The sequence below is a fragment of the Pauljensenia hongkongensis genome, assembly GCF_001746855.1.
Taxonomy (GTDB): domain Bacteria; phylum Actinomycetota; class Actinomycetes; order Actinomycetales; family Actinomycetaceae; genus Pauljensenia; species Pauljensenia hongkongensis.
Genome location: NZ_CP017298.1, coordinates 903315 through 924305, shown reverse-complemented (window position 1 = coordinate 924305; position 20991 = coordinate 903315). Strand labels below are relative to the sequence as shown.

At 71.6% G+C, this 20991-nt stretch carries 13 protein-coding genes; 12 read left to right on the top strand and 1 reads right to left on the bottom strand.

What is annotated here, in order from left to right; translation table 11 throughout:
• Nucleotides 1-52 precede the first annotated feature (52 nt).
• From BH719_RS03825 to BH719_RS03805, 5 genes are read left to right on the top strand one after another with little or no spacing between them, the layout of a single operon-like run.
• The gene (locus tag BH719_RS03825) at nucleotides 53-802 is read left to right on the top strand and encodes a CDP-alcohol phosphatidyltransferase family protein (protein WP_009743438.1); all 750 of its coding nucleotides are present in this window, start codon (nucleotides 53-55) and stop codon (nucleotides 800-802) included.
• 1 nt (nucleotide 803) lies between these two features.
• Nucleotides 804-1700 (top strand): glycosyltransferase family 2 protein, encoded by an 897-nt coding sequence (locus BH719_RS03820; RefSeq protein WP_009743437.1) that lies wholly within the window; start codon nucleotides 804-806, stop codon nucleotides 1698-1700.
• Nucleotides 1697-3208 carry a hypothetical protein gene (locus tag BH719_RS03815; RefSeq protein WP_009743436.1) on the top strand — a complete coding sequence of 504 codons (1512 nt, stop codon included), beginning with the start codon at nucleotides 1697-1699 and terminating at the stop codon, nucleotides 3206-3208. Before BH719_RS03820 ends, BH719_RS03815 begins: the two co-directional genes overlap by 4 nt.
• Nucleotides 3205-4491 carry a glycosyltransferase family 2 protein gene (locus tag BH719_RS03810; RefSeq protein WP_009743435.1) on the top strand — a complete coding sequence of 429 codons (1287 nt, stop codon included), beginning with the start codon at nucleotides 3205-3207 and terminating at the stop codon, nucleotides 4489-4491. The genes BH719_RS03815 and BH719_RS03810 overlap by 4 nt, the downstream gene beginning before the upstream one ends.
• A 1-nt stretch (nucleotide 4492) precedes the next feature.
• Nucleotides 4493-5968: an O-antigen ligase family protein gene (locus BH719_RS03805; protein WP_009743434.1), complete on the top strand. Its 1476-nt coding sequence runs from the start codon at nucleotides 4493-4495 to the stop codon at nucleotides 5966-5968.
• Here the strand turns inward: BH719_RS03805 and BH719_RS03800 are convergent.
• Nucleotides 5907-6545, bottom strand: coding sequence for a hypothetical protein (locus tag BH719_RS03800; protein ID WP_034255213.1), 639 nt, complete (start codon nucleotides 6543-6545; stop codon nucleotides 5907-5909). The genes BH719_RS03805 and BH719_RS03800 overlap by 62 nt on opposite strands.
• Nucleotides 6546-6641: 96 nt before the next feature.
• Between BH719_RS03800 and BH719_RS03795 the strand changes: the two genes are divergently transcribed.
• From BH719_RS03795 to BH719_RS03765, 7 genes are all read left to right on the top strand, one after another.
• Nucleotides 6642-8129: an oligosaccharide flippase family protein gene (locus BH719_RS03795; protein WP_009743433.1), complete on the top strand. Its 1488-nt coding sequence runs from the start codon at nucleotides 6642-6644 to the stop codon at nucleotides 8127-8129.
• Between the two features lie 131 nt (nucleotides 8130-8260).
• On the top strand, nucleotides 8261-11710 hold the full coding sequence (locus BH719_RS03790) for a fibrinogen-like YCDxxxxGGGW domain-containing protein (RefSeq protein ID WP_009743432.1): 3450 nt from the start codon (nucleotides 8261-8263) through the stop codon (nucleotides 11708-11710).
• 119 nt (nucleotides 11711-11829) lie between these two features.
• Nucleotides 11830-15279, top strand: a complete 3450-nt coding sequence (locus tag BH719_RS03785; RefSeq protein ID WP_009743431.1) for a fibrinogen-like YCDxxxxGGGW domain-containing protein — start codon at nucleotides 11830-11832, stop codon at nucleotides 15277-15279.
• 4 nt (nucleotides 15280-15283) lie between these two features.
• The gene (locus tag BH719_RS03780; RefSeq protein ID WP_009743430.1) at nucleotides 15284-16009 is read left to right on the top strand and encodes a WecB/TagA/CpsF family glycosyltransferase; all 726 of its coding nucleotides are present in this window, start codon (nucleotides 15284-15286) and stop codon (nucleotides 16007-16009) included.
• Nucleotides 16010-16283: 274 nt separating this feature from the next.
• The gene (locus tag BH719_RS03775; RefSeq protein ID WP_009743428.1) at nucleotides 16284-18593 is read left to right on the top strand and encodes a Spy0128 family protein; all 2310 of its coding nucleotides are present in this window, start codon (nucleotides 16284-16286) and stop codon (nucleotides 18591-18593) included.
• Between the two features lie 70 nt (nucleotides 18594-18663).
• Nucleotides 18664-20061: an isopeptide-forming domain-containing fimbrial protein gene (locus BH719_RS03770; protein WP_034255211.1), complete on the top strand. Its 1398-nt coding sequence runs from the start codon at nucleotides 18664-18666 to the stop codon at nucleotides 20059-20061.
• A gap of 7 nt (nucleotides 20062-20068) precedes the next feature.
• Nucleotides 20069-20986: a class C sortase gene (locus BH719_RS03765; RefSeq protein ID WP_157098175.1), complete on the top strand. Its 918-nt coding sequence runs from the start codon at nucleotides 20069-20071 to the stop codon at nucleotides 20984-20986.
• Nucleotides 20987-20991 lie beyond the last annotated feature (5 nt).

Here is a 20991-nt window from a genome sequence, read left to right as displayed (position 1 = left end):
CCGGCGGGGCGGGCGCCGGGGCGGCCCGGCCCTTGGCCGAGGGGGCGGTGCGATGAGCGGGTGGCAGCCCCCCTCGGGCACGTGGGCCCAGCGCTTCGGCCAGTACCGCCGCGAGCTCGGCGCCGCCCAGAAGCCCGGCGACGGCGTGCCCGCCTACATGCGGTGGGTCAACCGCTCGGGTGCCAGGGCCGTCGCCGCCGCGGCAGCCGCCTGGGGGTGGACCCCCAACTTCGTGAGCCTCGTGTCCGTGTGCCTTTCCGCCGCGGGCATGGCGCTCCTGGTCGCCCTGCCGCCCGCGTGGTGGACGGGCATCCCCGTCGGCGTCCTCCTGGCCGCGGGCTTCCTCTTCGACTCGGCCGACGGCCAGGTCTCCCGCGTCACCCACGCCTCGTCGAAGACGGGGGAGTGGATCGACCACGTCGCCGACGCCTTCCGCAGCCCCGCCATCCACTACTGCGCGGCCGTCGCGCTCATGTGGCACCAGCCGGAGCAGTGGTGGCTCGCCCTGGTCGCCCTGGTCTACGGGTGGGTCACCTCCGGGCAGTTCATGAGCCAGATCCTGGCCGAGCAGTTCGTGCGCGCCGCGGGCCGCAAGCAGACCCGGGGCGGCACCCTGCGCAGCTTCATCCTGCTGCCCACCGACCCGGGGACGCTGTGCTGGTCCTTCATCCTGTGGGGGCTGGGGACGCCCTTCGCCGTCCTCTACACGGCGCTCGCGGCCATCGCCTGCGCCCACAGCGCGATCTCCCTGCGCAGGCGCTACCGCGACCTGCGGGCCCTGGACGCCGCGGAGCGCCGCTGACATGCCCCGCCTCTGCGTCCTGCTGCCGGCCCGCAACGCCGCTGGAACGATCGGCCGCGCCGTCGCCTCGACCCTGCGCGCCATGCCCTCCGACTCCGAACTGGTCGTCGGCGACGACTCCTCGACCGACGCGACCGCGGAGCGCGCCCAGGAGGCCGCCGCCGGGGACCCTCGCCTGCGCGTCCTCCCCATCGCTCCCGGCGAGGGAGGGGTGGCCCGCGTCCTCGGCCAGCTCATGGCGGCCACCGACTCGTCCCTGGTGGGGCGCATGGACGCCGACGACGTGAGCCTGCGCGGCCGCTTCCGCCGGTGCGGGGCAGCCATCGGGCGCGGCGACGACATGGTGTTCACGCAGATCGTCGAACTGCGCGGGCGCCGTCCCGTGCCCCGCGCCCCCTACGCCATCGGGCCCGACGAGATGCCCTGGCACCTGCTGCTCACCAACCCCGTGTGCCACCCGACGATGGTGGCGACCCGGGACTGCCTGGACCGCGTCGGCGGCTACAGGAACGTCCCCGCCGAGGACTACGACCTGTGGCTGCGCGTCGCAGCGGACGGGGGCGCGATCCGCCGTCTGGCCGCGTGGGGGCTGGTGTACAGGATCCACCCCACCCAGGTGACCGCATCGCAGCGGTGGAGGGCCGAGTCCTGGAATAATGAGCTCCAGGCGCGCGCCTTCGCCGACCTCGCCCAGCGGCTCACCGGCCGCCCGCTGCCGAGGCTGGTGACCATTCCCCAGATGCCGGCCAGCGGCGCCAGCGCCGCCCTCGACGACTTCGAGGAGGCCTTCAGGGCGGGGCTGGGCGCCCTGCCGACACGCGCCGCGCACCGCTTGGAGCGGCGACTCAACGGACGCATCCGCTGGGTGCGGGCCCGGATGCAAGGAGATGACCAATGATCCTCACCAAGCCGCCGACCGGGGGCCAGGAGATACTCCGCCACGCCTTCGCGCGCCGGTGGAAGTCCATCGTGGCCGCCACCCTGGGCGGGCTCGCCGTCGGGGCGGGCGCGGTCTTCGCGCTGCCCGTGGACCACACGGCGACCGTCACCATGACGATCACGCCGCCCGCGGCCACCCCCACCCCCGTGGCGAAGACCTCGATCAACTCCACGGACATGGTCACCGAGCTGGGGATCGCCAAGTCCGCGAACGTCCTCGACGCCGCTGCCACGGCGATCGGCGGCACGGACGCGAAGACCCTTCTGGCCGGCATGGAGGTGTCGGGCGACACCAACGGCACCATCGTGCGCATCGAGTACAGCGCCCGCAGCCGCGACGAGGCGGTGGCCGCGGCCGACGCCATCGCCGCCGCCTACCTCAAGGAGCGCACCGCCCTGGCCGAGGCCCGCGCCGACGAGATGCTGGCGGGGATCACGGCGCGCGTCGACGAGCTCAACACCGAGCTCTCCCAGATCCAGGCCCAGCAGGCGGCCCAGGAACCGGACGACGAGGACACGGGCTTGGGCAACAACGCGCGCGGCGCGCAGCGGAACCAGCCGGTCCAGCAGACCAGCTCCGCCGACACCGCCAGGATCGCGCAGCTGCGCGCCGAGATCGACAAGCTCATGGACCAGGCCGTGCAGCTGGCGCCCTACCACGTCACCGCGGGGCGCGTGCTGACCGCGGCGGGGCAGTCCGAGGACGCCACGTCGCCCTCGGTGTCGCGCACCCTCCTGGTGACCACAGCCGTCGGCCTCTTCATCGGCCTGGTCGTCGTCTTCGTGAAGGAGACCCGCGCGCGCTCCCTCATCTCGCCGTCGCAGCTGGCGGATCTGACCGCGCTGCCCGTGTGGAGCCGCGAGAAGGGCGCCGAGAACGAGTGGGAGTCGCCCACGCGGATGCTCGCCATGACGATCGACCGCGAGCACTGGGTGGACCTCATCATCGACCCCACGGACCCGCAGGCCCGGACCCTGCACTCGACCCTCACCCGGTCCCTGGCCGAGACCCGCGTGCCCTCCCCGCGCCTCATCGACATGACCCAGCCCCTGGCCGGCCTGCTCGATGAGGTGCGCCCCTCCAAGCACGTCCTCATCGCGGTGCGCGGCGGCGACGCCCTGGGCCCGATCCACGCCCTCCTCGACGAGCTCGCCCTCATCAACCGCGAGGTCAACGCGATGCTCTACCTGGGCGAGGCGGAGGAGGCCGCCTCGGCGCCGCGCCCCGAGCCCGCCGTCCACTCCGCCTACGGCGGCCCCGCTGAGGTCGTGCCCCCCGGGAGGCACGCGGGGATGACCAGTTCCGACGACCCCGAGGAGACCCTCATCCAAGCGCCCATCGGCGACGTGCCGCGCCACTCCGACAAGGCCGTCATCAACGCGGAGCTGGCTGAGATCCAAGCGGAGCGGGGCACCTACGAGATCCCCACGCAGACGGTGACCCGCAGGGTGGAGGGCAAGCGATGAGCGCCGCCGATCCCCACGGTTCCTCCATCTGGCACGTCGACCGCACGGCGCGGGTGCGCGAGCTCGTCTCCGGCGACCCCGGCATGGAGCGCGCCCTCGTCCTCGTGCGCGAGAACGGGCGCAACTGCGGCGCCGTCGCCATCGAGGGCACGGCCGCGCCCGAGTCGGACCCCGCCGTGGCCGCGGTGCCCTCCGCTCCCAGGCGCGGGTGGCGGGAGGGCGCGGGCGCGACCGTCCCCGCCACCGTCGTCATCTGCACGACAGGGCGCTCGGACCTGCTGGCCGCCTCCGTCAAAGCGGTCCTGGCCCAGGACCACCGCGACTACCGCGTCGTCGTCGTCGACAACGCGCCGACCACCGGATTGGCGCGCACCGCCCTGAAGGGCATCGACGACGAGCGCCTCACCATGGTCAACGCCTCGCGGCCCGGGCTCTCCCGGGCGCGCAACCGCGGCATCCTGGCGGCGACCGGCGAGGTCGTGGCCTTCACCGACGACGACGCCATCGTCGACCCCCACTGGCTGACCGCCCTCGTCGACCCCTTCACGACGAGCGCCCTGGTGGGGGCGACCACTGGGATCGTCCTCCCCCTGGAGCTCGCCCACGCCCCGCAGCGCTGGTTCGAGAGCCGGGGCGGCTTCCCCAAGGACTTCACGCCCCGCGTGTGGGCGAAGGGGAGGATCCCCGACGGCGTGAGGGGCCTCGGCGAGGCCGGGGAAGGCGGCCCCCTCTACCCGGTGGCCACGGCCCGCGTCGGAGCGGGGGTGTGCATGGCGCTGCGCCGCGACGTCCTCATGGAGGTCGGCCCCTTCGACCCCTCCCTGGGGGCCGGGACCCCGACCCGCGGGGGCGAGGACCTCGACATGTTCGCCCGCGTCCTCGCCCACGGCGACGTCATCGTGCACACGCCCGACGCGCTGGTCCACCACCGCCACCGCGTGGACCACGAGGGCCTGGACGCCCAGGTGCGCGGCAACGGCTCGGGCATGTCCGCCCTGCTCACCAAAGCGGTCCTGGCCCGCCCCTCCACGGCGCTCACCCTGGCCTCCCGCGCCCCCGCCGTGGCAGCGCGCCTGCGCCCCGGATCCGCGCGCGTCGCGGGCACCGACGACGACGTGCCCTCCGGCCTCACCCGGTCCGAGGTCAAGGGCTTCCTCGAGGGCCCGGTGCGCTACCTGCGCTCGCGCCACGCCAACCGCCTGCGCCCGAGGAAGCGCCCCTCCTCCGGCCGGGCCGACGGGGCGGAGGGGGCGCCGGAGGGCCCCGGGGACGGGCGGGGCTGACGTGGCGGAGATTGCGGCGTCGCGCCGTGGGATCTGGGCCAGACCCGGCCCGGCTTTCATCGGCGCACTCAGCGAGGACGCCCTGCAGCTGCCCGCGTGGCCGTTCATCGTCGCCTACTCCGGGTACTTCCTGTGGTGGGCGATCGGCGCCGGGGACCTCATGTGGCCGGTGTTCGCGATCATCATGATCGTGTTCATGCTGGGGCGCCGGGGCCTGCGCTTCCCGCCGGGGACTGTGATCTGGCTGTTCTTCCTGGTGTGGGTGCTCGCGTCGATGAGCATGCTCGACTCGGTCGGGCGCCTCATCGGCGCGTTCTACCGCTTCGCGCTGCAGATGTCGCCCCTGGTGTTCGGGATCTACGCGTTCAACGCGCGCGCCCGCCTGACGCCGAAGGCCCTCATGGGGACCCTGTGGGGCTTCCTGGCGTCGGCCGTGGTCGGCGGGTACTTGGCGATGGCGTTCCCCAAGCTGCGCTTCAACACGCTCATGTACTACGTGGTCCCCAAGGCGCTGCACTCCAACGACTTCGTGTCGGAGTTCGTGCGCAGGGGGACCACGCAGTGGAACCCAGGGTCGTGGGTCCTCTCGGATCCCCGTCCGTCTGCGCCCTTCATCTACGCGAACACGTGGGGGAACGTCTTCTCCCTGATCTTCCCGCTCGCCGTCATCTTCGCCGTCATCTCCTGGCGGGAGTACGCGCGCCACCGCTACCTGCACGCCCTCGTGTGCGCCGCCTCGGTGGTGCCCGCGGCCGCGACCCTCAACCGCGGCATGTACATCGGCCTGGTCGTGATCGCGGCGTGGGTCGGTTTCCAGAGGGTGCGCGACGGGCGGTGGCGGACGGTGCTCGTCGCGCTGTTCCTCGGCGGGGTCGGCGCCATCGCGTGGCTGTTCACCCCGGCCTCGCAGTCCCTGGTGGAGCGCCTGCAGTCGTCGAGCACGACGGTCGACCGCTTCACGAACTACGTGGAGACCGTGGCCTCGCTCAAGGAGTCCCCGCTGCTGGGCTTCGGGGCACCGCGCCCCGCGTCCGTGCCGTGGCTGCCGTCGCTGGGCACCCAGGGCCAGTTCTGGACGGTCCTCTTCTCCTACGGGATCGTCGGTGCCCTCCTCTTCCTGGCGTTCTTCGCCAGGATCCTCCCCAGCGTGTGGAAGGCGAAGGACATCTACGGCTCCGTCCTGGGCGGCATCGTCATCGCCACCCTGGTCGAGCAGTTCTACTACGGGATGAACACCGGGCTCATGGTCTCGGTGCTGGCCGTCGCCCTGCTGGCGCGGCACCTGGAGGAGGGCACCGAGCCCCTCACCGACTACGACGTGGCCGGCCCGGCCGCCAAGACGCCGAGGGGAATGTGGAAGAACCCCGTCCGCCGTGCGGAGGGCGAGGTCTTCTCGGAGAGGATGCTGGACCGGGTCAGCACGTCGGATCGTCGGGGAAGGAGACCCCGGATAGTTTCCAGGAACCGCCGTCGTTGACGAACGAGAAATCAGTGAGGGCCCGCATCAGCGAGGTGTCGTCCGTCAGCGGCGACCCGGCGTCGTTCGTGACGGTGACCCCGGTCGAGTCGACGCAGGCGCGCACTGTGGCGGTCGTCCCGTCGGACGCGGTCACGTGGGCGTCCTCGATCCGGGGGGTACCCGACACGCGCGTGCCGTCGGTGTTCCACTCCTGGGCCTGCGCGTCGAACTCCTCCAGCGCGGACTCGGTGAGGATCGAGGACAGGTCGGTGGCGATCGCGGTGGAGGGGTCGGAGTACGCCTGCCACATGGAGGCCAGGACGAAGTCCACCTGCTGGGAGGCCTCGTCGTCGCCGGCCATGCCCGCGCCCGCGGTGTTGGCCGGGCCGGCCGACTGCGGCTGGATGGTCTTGGGCACCGACTGCGGCACCGCAGCGGGATCGGATTCGGCCCCGGAGGCGCCGGGGGCGGACTGCGACGTGGTCACGGACCTGCCGACCAGTGCGAAGACCACGCACACGGCGGCGACCAGGATGACTGCGAGGCCGACCCAGGCCGCGACCAACCATTTCCCGGTGAGTTTCTTAACAGACATGGGCGCCCTTCTTCCATTGAGGATTCTCGGTAAGTCCTACCAGTGAGTAAAGATAGTCCCACAACCTCGGTGATTACGAAGCGAGAAGGAGAGCAAATGAGTGACGCGCATCAATCCCGGAGGAACCTCGCGAGGGGCGGAATCGTCGGATTCGTCGGCGCGGCCGCGTCCGCGGTGCTCGGTTTCGTCTTCACGATCGTGCTCTCGCGCGCCCTGGGGACCACGGGCGCCGGCGTCGTCACCCAGGCCACGGGCGTGTTCGCCATCGTCATGGCCCTGGCCAAGGTCGGCCTGGACTCGACGGCCATCTACCTCATGCCGCGGCTGTCGGTCGATTCGCCCCAGGAGATCCGCGCCTCGTTGAACTACATGGCGTCGGTGGCGGTCGGGGTGTCGCTGTCGGCGGTCCTGGTCCTGGAGGCGGTGGCCCCCATGATCTGGAGCGCGGAAGTGGCGGGGGCAGTGCGGGCGGCCGCGTGGTTCGTGCCCATCGGCGCCCTCTCCCTGGTCGCCTCGGCCGCGCTGCGGGCGCTGGGCAACATGCGCGAGTACGTCCTGGTCCAGAACCTGCTGCTGCCCGGGCTGCGGCCCCTGCTGGTGGCGGTGGCGGCTGCCGTCGGCGGCTCCTACGCGGTGGTCTCCGCCGCCTGGGCGCTCCCCTTCGTCCTCGTCCTGGTGTGCGCGTGGGCGCTCCTGGCCCGGCACATGCCCGAGGCGGGGGGCAGCCGCTGGCCCACGCGCCAGCGCCGCCGCCGCATCGTGTCCTTCGCCCTGCCCCGCACCCTCACGGCGGGCCTGGAGCAGGCCCTCCAATGGCTGGACGTCCTGCTGGTGGGGGTGCTGGCGGGCAACGCCGCCTCCGGCATCTACGGGGGCGCCATCCGCTTCATCCAGGCGGGGCTCGTCGTCGACACGGCCCTGCGCGTCGTCGTGTCCCCCCAGTTCTCCAAGCTGCTCCACCAGCGCAAGATGGAGGAGCTGGCGTCCCTGTACTCGACCGCGTCGGTGTGGCTGGTGCTCTTCGCCACCCCGGTCTACGTCCTCATGGCGGTCTTCTCCCCGGCGCTCATGCGGATCCTGGGCGAGGGGTTCGAGGCGGGGGCCGGGGTCCTCGTGGCCCTGTGCGCGGGCTCTGTGGTGACGTTCATGGCGGGGAACATCCATTCGCTGCTGATCATGAGCGGGCGCAGCGGGTGGGCCGCGGTCAACAAGGTCGTGGTGCTCGGCCTCAACGTCGTCGGCAATGTGGTGTTCATCCCGCGTTTCGGGATGCTGGCGGCCGCCGTCGTGTGGGCGGTGTGCATGGTGGTGGACGCGGCGATGGCGTCCGTGCAGGTGGCGCGCTTCATCGGGGTGCGGCCCGACCTGGGCGAGGTCGCCCTGCCGGTGGTGGGCGTGCTCGTGTGCGTGGGGGCCCCCGCGGGCGCGGTGGCGCTCGTGGCGGGGCGCGACAGCCTGGTGGGCCTCGCGGCGGGGTGCGCGGCCGGGGCGCTGGGCTTCCTCGCGCTGTGCTGGGCGGGGCGCTCGCCGTTGCGCCTGGTGGGCCTGGGGGCCTTCGCCCGCGCGAGGAGGAGCGGCGAATAGGGCCTTTACCAAGTTGCAACATATTTCGGTGTCCAGGACCTGACCAGCCGGTTGATCACCGCGTGATTTGCGTGTAAATATATTGCCGTTAACACGCCTCGTTCACTCTTGAATGCTAAGGAACAGCCGGAATGTCGCGCCGTCTACTGGGGGCCCTGCTCGCCCCCGCCGCCCTACTCACATCATTCGCACTCGCGCCCATGGCTGTTGCCGACCCGGGCGGCGGCAGCAGCACCGGGGGGGCCGCGGCCGTCCACGACGGCCTCAGCGCCCAAACGGCCGCGGCCTCCTGCTGGGACATCAAGACGCAGAACCCCGCTGCGGCCGACGGCGCCTACTGGCTGCAGACCCCCACGATGGACACCCCCGGGCAGTACTACTGCGATCAGACCACCGACGGCGGCGGCTGGGTGCTGATCGGCCGCGGCCGCGAGGGCTGGGAGCCGTGGACGCAGGGGAAGGGCGACCGCAGCTCCCTGACCGCGCGCGGGCGCACGGCGGCGGACATGGCCGTCGCCCAGCTGTCCACCAAGGAGGTCAACCAGCTCATTGGAAACGGGTCAGTTTCCGGCCTCGAGGACGGCGTGCGCGTCCTGCGCTCCCTGGATCCCCAGGGCTCGTCCTTCCAGGCCCTGGATCTCAGCTTCCCCCAGATGACGGACTTCGTGTGGTTCTTCAAGATGGGCCACCCCGTCAACGCGACCTTCAACCACGGTCCCGTCGTCTCGTCGAGGGCCTACTCCCGCTTCGGCTACGACGACGCGTGGAACGCCAACAACACCTACCCGTCGTGGGCGAACGGCTTCACGATCGGGTTCGGCTTCGGCCCGGGGGCCCAGAACTACCCCGGTGACACGGCCTCGGCGGGATCCTTCTTCCGCAAGATCCGCCAGACCGTCTTCCCCTACTCCGAGGTCTACCTCCGCCCCCGGATCGCCTCGGACTCCTCCGACTTCACCCGCATCCCCGACGAGGGCGCGGCCGCTTCCACTGTGACGCGCGCCGTCTCGGAGTTCGCGGCCTCCACCCAGTGGGGCGTGACGGGCAACCTCAACGGCTCCTACGCCGAGGGCAACATCCAGGTCCAGGCCTTCGAGCAGGTCGGCACCACCATGTTCGTGGGGGGCAACTTCACGGGCGTGCGCTCCGGCGCTGACGGCGCCATCACCGAGTCACGGGGCCTGGCCGCGTTCGACGTCAACACGGGCGCCTTCACGGGCATGGCCTTCAACTTCAACAACCAGGTGAAGGACCTGCTCACGCTCCCCTCCGGCAAGCTGCTCGCAGTCGGCGACTTCACGTACGTCAACGGCGAGGAGCACGTGGGCACCGTCGTGCTGGATCCCGCGACCGGCCAGATCGACCCGGACTGGAACCTCACCATCATGAACGCGATCGGCTCGCACCGCGTCTCGGTGCGCACCGCCCGCTTCTACAACGGCCAGGTGTACCTGGGGGGCACTTTCACCCATCTGCGCCTGGGCGACATGGCGAAGGTCTACGCGCGCAACGCGGGCCGGGTCGGCCTCGACGGGCGCCCCGACCGCTCCTGGAACCCGGAGTTCAACGCCTCGGTGCTCGCCTCGGACATCAACGAGCAGAACGGCGCGTACTACGCCGGCGGGCACTTCACCCGCGCCCACGGCGACCGCGCCTGGTACGCGGCCCGCCTGTCCACCGAAGCGGGGGCCGCAGTCGACCCCTCCTTCGACTTCAAGCCGAGCACGGTGACCGCGGGCAAGTACCAGCAGACCATCACCTCGGTGGGCGACCGCGTCTACATCGGCGGTGCCGAGCACTCGCTCTTCAGCTACGACGCGGCCACGAACCAGCGGCTCTCCGCCTCGATCATGATGAGCAACGGCGGCGACCTGCAGGCCAGCGCGGCCTCCCCCAACGGCGTCATCTACGCCTCGTGCCACTGCTCCGACGCCGCCTACCAGGACGCCGATATGTGGACCATCGAATCGAATTGGACCCGGGCCGACGACGTGAAGTGGGTGGGCGCGTGGGACACCGCCACCGGCAAGAACATGCACTGGACCCCCTTCGAGATCTCCTCGCAGCGCAAGACCGGCGCGTGGGCGCTCACCGTCGACTCCAACGGCAACCTGTGGGCGGGCGGTGACTTCACCCGCACGCACACCTCGGTGTCGCGCACCCAGTGGAACGGCGGCTTCGCCCGTTTCGACGCCCGCGACACGACTCCGCCCGAGGCGCCCGCCCAGGTGCGCGCCGCCGCCTCCACCGAGGCGACCGTGACGCTGTCGTGGACCCCGGTGGCCGACGCCGACGCCTACGAGATCCTGCGCGACGACCGCACGGTCGCCCAGGTCAAGGAGCCGACCGTCGAACTCGCCCGCGCCGGTGAGAACCGTTTCTTCGTGCGCGCCGTGGACGCCGAGGGCAACCGCTCCGCCACCAGCCCCGTCTACGTCCCGCCGGCCTTCGGCGAGCACGACCCGTCCGACCCCGTCCTGGTCGACGACGGCGCCACCTGGTCCTACCGCTACGAGGAGTCCGCCCCCGACGAGGCGTGGGCCTCACCCGGCTACGACGACTCCGCGTGGCCGCGCGGCGCCGCGCCGCTGGGCAGGGGCGATGACCGCATCGCCACGGACATCCAGACCGCGCCGCACAAGACGTGGCCCATCACCAGCTACTTCCGCACGCACTTCACCGTGGCCGACCCCTCGGCCGTCTCGGGGGTGAACGTCGACTTCGTCGCGGACGACGGGGCCATCGCCTACGTGAACGGCGCCGAGGTGGGCCGCCAGCGCCTGGGGACCGGTGGGGTCTCCTACGAGACCCGCGCCGACGCCGCCCCCACCTACGACGCGGCGCAGGCCGACCGGACCACGGTGTTCGTGCCCGCCGAGCGCCTCGTCGCGGGGGACAACGTCCTGGCCGTGGAGACGCACGTGAACTACCGCAAGGCGAAGTCCGTGTCGATGCAGGCCCGGGTCGAGCGTGTCGAGCGCAAGCCCGGCGGCTCCGACAGCTCCCCGGCCCCGTCGCCGTCGCCCGGCGCGACGAGCTCGCCGGTGGTGGACGCCACCGGGGTGACCGACGGCGAGATCATCTCCTCGGGCACGCAGTGGAGCTACTGGGCCTCGCAGTCCGAGCCCACGCCGTACTGGGCCTCGCCGTCCGGCGACATCTCCGACTGGTCCTCGGGCGCCAGCCCGATCGGCTGGGGCGACCCCGACGCGGGGACCCCCCTGTCGATCGAGAAGGGCGATCGCGCGATCACCAACTACTTCGCCGCCGACGTGGACCTGGGGCCCATCACCGGCGACGCGAAGATCACGCTCAAGGTGAGGGCCGACGACGGCGCCGTGGTCTACGTCAACGGCTTCCAGTTGACGACCGTGCGCATGAGCGAGGGCGCGATCACGCACTCGACCTTCGCGAACCAGGCAGTCAGCGCCAAGAGCGCCGCGTCCAACATGGTGACCGTCGAGGTGCCCGCGTGGCGGCTGGTGAACGGCATCAACCGCATCGGCGTCGAGGAGCACGTCAACTACCGGGGGACGCCGTCGATGACCTTCGACCTGACGGCCTCGCTCAAGCGGTGGTGACGCGCTTCAGCGCAGAGCACAGTGAGTAAGCGCTCAACCGAGTGGTAAGAACTCGGTTGAGCGCTTCTCCTACCCGTGGGAAAATGGCGGGTATCCGACACAACCCTCCCGCAGGTCCCATGAGAAACAGTCACCGCATCCCCCTCGTCGTGATCGCCGCGGCGACCGTCGTCCTCAACGGGCTGGGGCACGTGCCCTCGCAGTCCGCTCCCCCCGCGCCCGTCCGCGACGGGCTGTCCGAGGCGGGCGCGGCCGCCTCGTGCTGGGAGATCAAGCAGAACGACCCCAACGCGCCGGACGGCACCTACTGGCTGCAGACCCCCACCATGAACGCGCCCGGACGGTTCTTCTGCGACCAGACGAGCGACGGGGGCGGATGGGTCCTCATCGGGCGCGGCACCGACGGGTGGGAGACCTGGAGCCAGGGCAAGGGCGCGGCCTCCGCGCTGGCCAAACGCGAGCGCAGGCCCGCGGACGGGACCGTGCAGCTGTCGCACGAAGCCGTCAACGGCCTCCTCGGCTCCACCCCCGTTTCCGAACTGCCCGACGGCATGAGGGTCGTGCGCGCCTACAACGGGCGCGGGACGTCCTGGCAGACCATCAAGATGCGCCTGCCGAAGATGGCGGACTTCGTGTGGCCCTTCAAGTCCGCGCACCCGGTCGTCTACTCGATCGACGGCGGCGAGTGGACGACGGGCGAACCGATCTGGTCCAAGTTCGGCGACGACCTGGCATGGGGCATGGTCGACATGACCGCGACCGCCACGTCGAAGTACCGGGTGGGGTTCGGCTACGGCCCCGGCGCGCTGCTCAACGCGGACACCTCCGACACCAGTTTCTTCCGCAAGGCGGGGTTCACCGTCGAGCCCTACGCCGAGGTCTACCTGCGCCCGCAGCTGCGCTCGGACGACGCCTACGCCCGGATCGCGGACTCGGGAACCCCGGCGCAGGCCGTCGCGCCGACGGTCTCCGAGTACGCGGCGCCGATGAAGTGGGGTGTGACGGGCAACCTCAACGGCTCCTACGCGGAGGGCAACGCCCAGGTCCAGGCCTTCGAGCAGGTCGGCTCCACCATGTACGTGGGCGGCAACTTCACGGGCGTGGCCCGCGCGGGCTCGACGAAGGCGCAGACCTCCGGCCTGGCGGGCTTCGACGCGTCGTCGGGGGAGTGGAACGGGCAGTCCTTCGCCTTCAACAACCAGGTCAAGGACCTCGTCGAGCTGCCGGGCGCGCGCCTGCTGGCGGTCGGCGACTTCACGCGGGTCAACGGCGAGGAGCACGTGGGCACGGTCGTCATCGACACGGCCACGGGCGCCATCGACTCCTCGTGGACGCTGAAGCTGCGCAACGCGCTGCGCTCGGGCACGGTATCCGTCAAGGCGGCCCGGGTCACCGGCCAGCACATCTACCTGGGCGGCCTGTTCACCCACGCCTCCAGCAATGGCGGCCGCAGCGCGTACGCGCGCGGGGCGGTGCGCCTGTCCCTGTCCGGGGAGCCCGACCGCTCGTGGAACCCCGAGTTCAACGGCTCGGTCGTCGCCTTCGACGTCGACGAGGCTGGCGGCTACTTCTACGCGGGAGGCCACTTCACCCGGGCGCAGCGCGGCGCGGCCCCCTACGCCGCGCGGGTGTCCACTGCGGTGGGCGCCGCCCTGGACTCCTCGTGGACCTTCGAGCCCTCGTACTTCGACGGGATGTACCAGCAGGGGGTGGCGCTGACGGGCGGGCGCGTGTACTTCGGGGGCTCCCAGCACTCGCTCTTCGGCTACGACACGGCCACCATGACGCGGACCTCCGGTTCGATCGCCATGCAGAACGGCGGCGACATGCAGGCGGTGACCAGCGCCGGGAACGGCGTGGTCTACGCCTCGTGCCACTGCTCGGACTTCGTGTTCCAGGACGCGTACCGCTACTACGAGCTGGGCACCAGCTGGACCCGCGCGGACGAGATCCGCTGGGCGGGGGCGTGGGACGGCGCGACGGGCCGCCAGCTCGGGTGGACCCCCTACCGCCTCGCGTCGGCGCGCTCGACCGGGGCGTGGGCGCTGGAGGCCGACGACTCCGGATCCTTGTGGGTGGGGGGCGACTTCACCCGTTCCTTCACCTCCAAGTCCGCCAACCAGTGGGCCGGCGGCTTCGCGCGCTTCGCGCCGCGGCAGGCCCCGCCCGCCGCTCCCGCCAACCTGGCGTCCTCGGGCGCGGGCGACGGCAAGGCGGCGCTCACCTGGGACGCCGTGGCCGGGGCGGCCTCCTACGAGGTCCTGCGCGACGACCGCACGGTGGCGACCGTGCGCGGGACTTCGGCGAGCGTCCCCATGGGCGGGGAGAACCGTTTCTTCGTGAGGGCAGTGGGCGCTTCGGGCTCCCGCGGCGCCTCCACCCCCGTGCTCCGCGTCGCCGCCGACGGCGCCCAGGCCCCCGCCGAACCGGGCAGCTCCCTGGTGGGGGACGCCGCGCAGTGGCGCTACCTGTGGAAGGACTCGGCGCCCGACCAGGCGTGGGCCTCCGCCTCCTACGACGACTCCGCCTGGACGACGGGCACCGCGCCCATCGGCTACGGCGGGAAGGGCCTCAACACGGTCCTCAAGCCGGGCGCCCCCGCCTCGCGCCCGATCACCCTCTACGGGCGCACGGCCTTCACGATCAAGGATCTGTCCAAGACCGGAGGAGTGGAGGTGTCCTTCGTGGCCGATGATGGCGCGGTCGCGTACATCAACGGAGTGGAGATCGGGCGCCAGCGCCTCGACGACGGCGACGTCTCCTACGGGACCCGCGCCTCCTCCGCGCTGTCCACCGACGCGGCGCGGGCGGACCGCCAGACCGTGCAAGTGCCCGCCTCGGCCCTGGTCGAGGGGGTGAACGTCCTGGCCGTCGAAGAGCACGTCAACTACAGGAACGCCCCGTCGCTGACCTTGTCGGCCACGGTCACCGCCATTCCCGCTGGCGCCTACGTGCCGCCGGTCCCCTCGCCCCCCAGGCGCGGCGCGCCGCCCGCCCAGTCCGGCGGCGAGCCCCAGGACCCCCCGGCCGACGAGCCCCTCAAGCCCCTGGACGCCTCGCACGTGAACTTCGGCAAGGCGCTCTTCTCGGGCGAGCAGTGGTCCTACTGGACGGACGCGAAGGCCCCCGACGCCGCGTGGGCCTCGACGGCCGACCTGTCGAAGTGGCAGCACGGGGCCTCCCCCCTGGGGTGGGGCGACGCCGGGGCCGGCACTGACTTCGGCGCGGCCAAGCGGCCCACGACCGCCTACTTCGCCCGGGACGTGAAGTTCGGCCCCATGCCGGAGAACGGCACGCTCACCCTCCACGTGCGGGCCGACGACGGCGCCGTCATCTACGTCAACGGCACCGAGGTCGCCCGGGTCCGGATGCCCTCGGGCACGGTCACGCCGCGGACCAAGGCGTCCAACGGTGTGACCGTGTCGGAGGCCGCGGACGCCATGGTCGAGGTCGTGGTCCCGGGCAAGCTGCTCACCTCGGAGATCACGCGGATCGCCGTGGAGGAGCATTCGGCGGGGGCCTCGGACCCATCCCTGACATTCGACATGTACGTTACTTTGGAGAGGTGAGGCTGTGAACGGAGCCCAGCGCGAGGCCGCCAACCCCGATGCGGAGCACCACCACGAGATCGCGCGCATGGTCCTGGTGGAGGGGCGGGCGACCACCTGGCTCAACCACTGGTCGCTGCTGCACGCCGATTTCGACCAGTTGCGCAAGATGGACGCAGTCGGCGTCGACGGGACGCTGCTGCAGATGACGCTGGGGCGCATGGGGCACCCGGTGGTGCGGTCGTCGGCGGACCTGGTCCTGCCGCACGTCTTCAACCAGATGGAGGCGGGCGCGCGCGTCGCCCTGATCGGCGCCGCCCCCGGCGTCGCCGAGCGCGCCGCGGCCAGGCTCAGCGCCTTCGAGGTCATGGCGGTCGACGGCTACGCGGGACTGGCGGGCCTGCGCCGCTCCCACGCCCGTCTGGTGGACTTCGATCCGCGCCTGGTCGTCGTCGGCCTCGGCGCCGGCCTGCAGGAACTGGTCGCCGCCAAGGCCCGGGACTGGCTGCCCCGCGCCAGCGTGTGCACCGCCGGGGGGTGGATCGACCAGTTCGCCGCCTCGGACCAGTACTTCCCCGACTGGGTGCACCGCTGGCGGCTGGGCTGGGCGTGGCGCATCGCCCACGAGCCCCGGCGCCTGCTGGGGCGCTACACGGTGGAGGCCGTGGACTTCTTGGCGCTGGCGCCCCGACTGGTCGCGCGATTGGAGGACATGGGGACGTTCGGGGAGTACGGGCTCGTCGCCCGCTAGCCCCGCCGCCGCGGGAGCGCGCCGGCCCCGGCGGCAGTGGGCCCCAGGGCGCCGTTCTTGTCGTATCCGTCACCCCTGCGTCTGCGCGGGGCGCGCGGCGGGGTGTCGTGGGATCTGTGTGGGATCAGCGCTTTCACAGCACTGGTCCCATCAGCTGCACCCACATGCGTGTTAAGCATCACGTTTATCAGTAATTTTACTGCTATACACTTTCTCGGTATATGTGAAGGTCGGTTCCATCTCCGAGAACGGTGTCACCATGCGCTCAACCCACATGCCCGCAACCCGATCGCGCCGGCGCGCCCTCGCGCGCCTCGTCCCCGCGCTCCTGGCAGCGCTGCTCGCGTGCTCCCTGGCGCCCCTGCGGGCCGACGCCGCCGACATCCGGCGCGTCGGGGACATCCTTTCGGCTATCGGCGGCACCGTGTACATCCACGACAACCCCGACTGGTCCAAGGGCCAGTACTGGGCCGACGGCGCATGGCACTCCTTCGCCGACCTCGACCCCGCGGACAAGAACACCCAGGACGGTCCCATCGCCGAGCTCGACAACGGGTGGAAGATCTACTGGGCGCACTCCTTCAACGGCAACGGCGGCGAGTACATGATCTGGCGCTACCCGGACAACGGGCAGCTCGGCGTGAACGGGAGCCGCTGGCCGGGCTTCAAGATCCGTTTCAACGACATCGGCTACACGGCGGCCGGCGACCCCATCGATGCCGTCCTCGACTTCGAGTACGTGTTCGCCTGGCAGTACGACGGCAGCGCCGCCCACCCGATCCGCGAACCCTCGTGGTTGACGCCCTTCGAGATCACGAGGGGCTACGGGCCGCTGACGGCCGCCTCCTCGCAGGACCAGAACGCGGCGCCCATCGGCATCGACCTCGAGTTCGACACGGCGCTGGTCCACGCCGGGACCGACACGCCCATCGACGACTCCAACGAGATGGATGTGCTCTACTGGGACATCGACCAGCCCGTGCACCAGGGGCCCGACGGGGCCGTCGTCAACAACTACTCCAGCGACTGGCGCGAGGGCGTCCACTTCGTCAGCGGTTACAAGGACCCCTCCACCATCGGCGACACCTCCGAACTGGTCGTCTCCGACTCCAACACCTGGTTCCGCTCGGGCGGCAACGACAGCTCGCCGACCCCCACCGACCGCTCCTCCGTCATCGGCAGGACGGGGCCGCGGTTCCGCACCGGATGGCGGGGCTACGCGTGCTCGACCGGCATCGGTTACGACACCAAGGTCCGCGTTTACCCGCAGTGGCCCGCCCCCGTCAAATCCGAGCCCGTCCAGATCGTCCAGCGCGGCGGGACGGCCACATTCGACGTCACCGAGGTCTTCCCCTACGTGGCGGACTCCAACAAAGCCGATTCCCTCACCCTCACAGACACCCTCGACCCCGCGCTGGACGCCTCCCGGGCATCCGTCACCGTCCTGAAGGGGCCCGCGGGCGACGTCGACGTCACCGACAACTGGACCATCACCACCTCCGGGCAGACGGTCACCGCCACCGCGAAGAACACGGGGCACGGATACGCCGAGGGGCGCCACGTCTTCCGCATCACCGCCCCCGTCCGCCAGGACGCCGACCTCAGCGCGCGCACGACCGAGGATGTCGACGGCACCCGCTACTGGCCGCTGCCCAACCAGGCGTCCATGACGGTCAACAACGAGGCGAAGCCCTCGAACACCGTGAAGGCCCTGGTCCCCTACGAGGCGGAGGGCGAGGTCCGCCTCCAGGCGACGAAGGCCCTCACCGGCGCCGCCCTCCAGGCCGGCCAGTTCACCTTCGAGCTGCGCGGCGCGAACGGGGACGTGATCAGCACCGCTGCCAACGAGGCCGACGGCACGGTCGCCTTCCCGGAGATCCCGTACACGGCGGCCGACATCGGCAAGACCCACTCCTACACCATCGTCGAGCGCGACGGCGGCGCTCCGGGCTACGTCTACGACACCCACGCCGAGGCGGTGACCGTCACCGTGTCCGACGCGGGCGGCGGCGTCCTCAACGCCACTGCCTCCTATGACGCCGACGGCGCCGTGTTCTCCAACGAGTTCAGGCACGCGCTGGGCGTAGTCAAGCGCTCGGCCTCCGACGACGCCCTGGGCGGGGCCGTCTTCACCCTCTACGAGGACGACGGCGACGGGGCGCACACAGCGGCCGACCCCGTGGCCACGGTCTACTCCGACCCTCAGATGACCACCGAGATCCTGGGGGCGGAGGCCACCACCGGCGCCGATGGGACGGCCGTGTACCACGGGCTCCGCGCCTCGACGACCTACTGGCTCGAAGAAACCCGGGCCCCCGTCGGCTACAACCTGGACCCCCGCGCCCACGCCATCACCGTCTCGGCCAGTGGCGAGGTCACCACGACCGACGCGGCGGGCGCCCCGGCGCCCCTGCCGCTGGTGGACGGGACGGCGACGATCACCATCGTCGACGAGCCGCTGCCCGTCCTGCCCGCCACCTCCGGTCCGGGCGCCGTCCTCATCGTCTTCGCCGGATCGTTCCTCACGGCCGCCGGCGCAGGAATACTCCTGACGCGCCGCTCGAAGCGCCGCGCGTCGATGTGAAACACCCGTGTTCCACAACCCGCTCCCACAGGGAGCCCCCGTCCCCGATCACATGACACAGGACCCAACTATGACACGCACTCCGAAGACACTCTGCGCCCTGGCCGCAGTGACGACCGCCATCGTGCTCGCGCCTGCCGCCGGCGCCGCGCCCACGAGCCCCACCGACGTCCCCGACTCCCCGCTCCGGGTGTCCGGACTGCTCCCCGGCGACACGGTGAGCGCCTTCCGCATCGCTGACGCCGACATCGACGCCGCGAACAACCTCACCTACACGATGGCCCCCGGCCTGCCCAGCGCCTACGACACGATCGAGGAGATCGCGGCCGTCGCCTCGGACGGCACGGCCTTCTCGCAGGGCAGCGCCGCGCAGAACGCGGCGGCCGCCATCGCAGCGGCCCTCACCGCTCCCGAGGCGAGCGCGGTCGCCCCGGACTCTGCCGCGGACCTCACCCTGGGCAGCGGCTACTACCTGGTGCGCGTCACCTCCACCAGCGGCCAGACGCGCGTCTACCAGAACATGATCGTCGACGTCACCCCGTCGGTGGTGAACGGGGCCTACGCCGCCAGGGACCTGGAGCCCATCCAGGTGAAGACGACCGACGTCAGCATCAACAAGGGCGTCGGCGAGGCGGGCGCGGACAGCACCGACGCCTATTCCGTCGGCGACTCGGTCCCCTTCACCGTGACCACGGCCGTCCCCTCCTACCCGGCGGACTCCCCGAACGCCACGTTCACCATCTCCGACGCGCCGAGTGCGGGACTCGCCATCGAGACCGCCACGATCTCCATCAACGGGGCAGCGGCCGCCACCGGCGCCGATTACACGCTCACCGCCTCGGAGAACGGGTACACGATCACCTACGCGAAGGACTACGTCCTCGCCCACCCCGGCGCCCCCGTCGTCATCACCTACAAGGCGAAGCTGACCGCCGACGCCTACTCCCGCACCGCCGACGACCTCACCGGCAACACCGCCACCGTTGCCTTCAACCCCAGCCCCTACGACGCCGGCACCGCGACACCCTCCGACTCCGCGACCGTGAAGACCTACGGCTTCGTCTTCAAGAAGGTGACGCCCGCGGGCCAGCCGCTGCCCGGGGCGGCTTTCGCCGTGACCCTGGCCAACGGGCAGACCCTCACGTCCACCTCTGACGCCAACGGCTACGTCTACTTCGAGGACCTGGCGGCCGGCGACTACACCGCCGTCGAGACCCACGTTCCGAGCGGCTACCAGAAGGCCCCCGACGTCTCCTTCCAGCTCAGCGCCGCTACCGCCGCCTCCGACAACCCCGCCACCGCGGCCGTGGAGAACAACTACCTGGTCTCCGCCGCGGACGTCACCGATCCGGAGCTGGTGGCGCTGCCCATCACGGGCGCCAGCGGGATCTTCTTGATCGTGGGCACCGGGACCCTGCTGCTGGTCCTGGGATCGGCCATGGTCCTGCGCTCGCGCAAGCGCCCCTGAACCGGTTGTGAGCAGCCGCAACGCCCGTCCGCCCCGGGGCGGGGCCGCCGATGTGACGGCCTCCGCCCCGGGGCGGGGGCGAGCGCGCACCCTCGCCGCCCTGGTCGTCGTGGCGCTGGGGATCGCCCTGGTCAGCTACCCCTTCGTCAGCGACTGGCTCAACAGGCGCGCCCAGAACGCCGCCACCGGTGCGCAGGGCGAGGCGGTCGCCTCGGCCGCGCCGGACGCGCTGGCGGCGCAGCGGGAGGCCGCCGTCTCCTACAACGAGCGCCTCCTCCGGGGCTCCGTCCGCGTCACCGACCCCTTCGACGAGGCGGGCCTGCCCCCCGGGAACGCCGAGTACGACTCCGTCCTCGACGTCGCCGGGGACTCGGTCATGGCGGAGCTCGTCATCCCCGCCATCAACGTCGACCTGCCGGTCTCGCACTACACCTCCGACGAGTCCCTGTCCAAGGGGGCGGGCCACCTCGCCAACACCTCGGTCCCCATCGGGGGCCCCTCGACGCACTCGGTGCTGGCCGCGCACACGGGCCTGCCCACGGCTCGGATGTTCGACCGCCTCGACGAGTTGCGGGCGGGGGACTGGTTCGTGATCCGCGTCCTCGGCGAGGAGCACTTCTACGAGGTCGTCTCAACGGAGGTCGTCGAACCGGGCGAAACCTCGTCCCTTGCGGTGCAGCAGGGGCGCGACCTGGTCACCCTGGTCACGTGCACCCCCTACGGCGTCAACAGCCACCGCCTGCTCGTCCACGCCGAGCGCACCAGCGCCCGCGGCCAGTGGGATTCCGGCGGAGCCCCTCCGGGACCCGTGATCGCCGATGTGCGGCCCGGCATGTGGGGGGCGGCCGCCGCTGGCGCGGCCTGCGCGGCCGCTATCGTCGGCGCGGTGGCGGGCGCGCGCTCTCTCGTGCGCCGGAGGCGCTGAGCCCG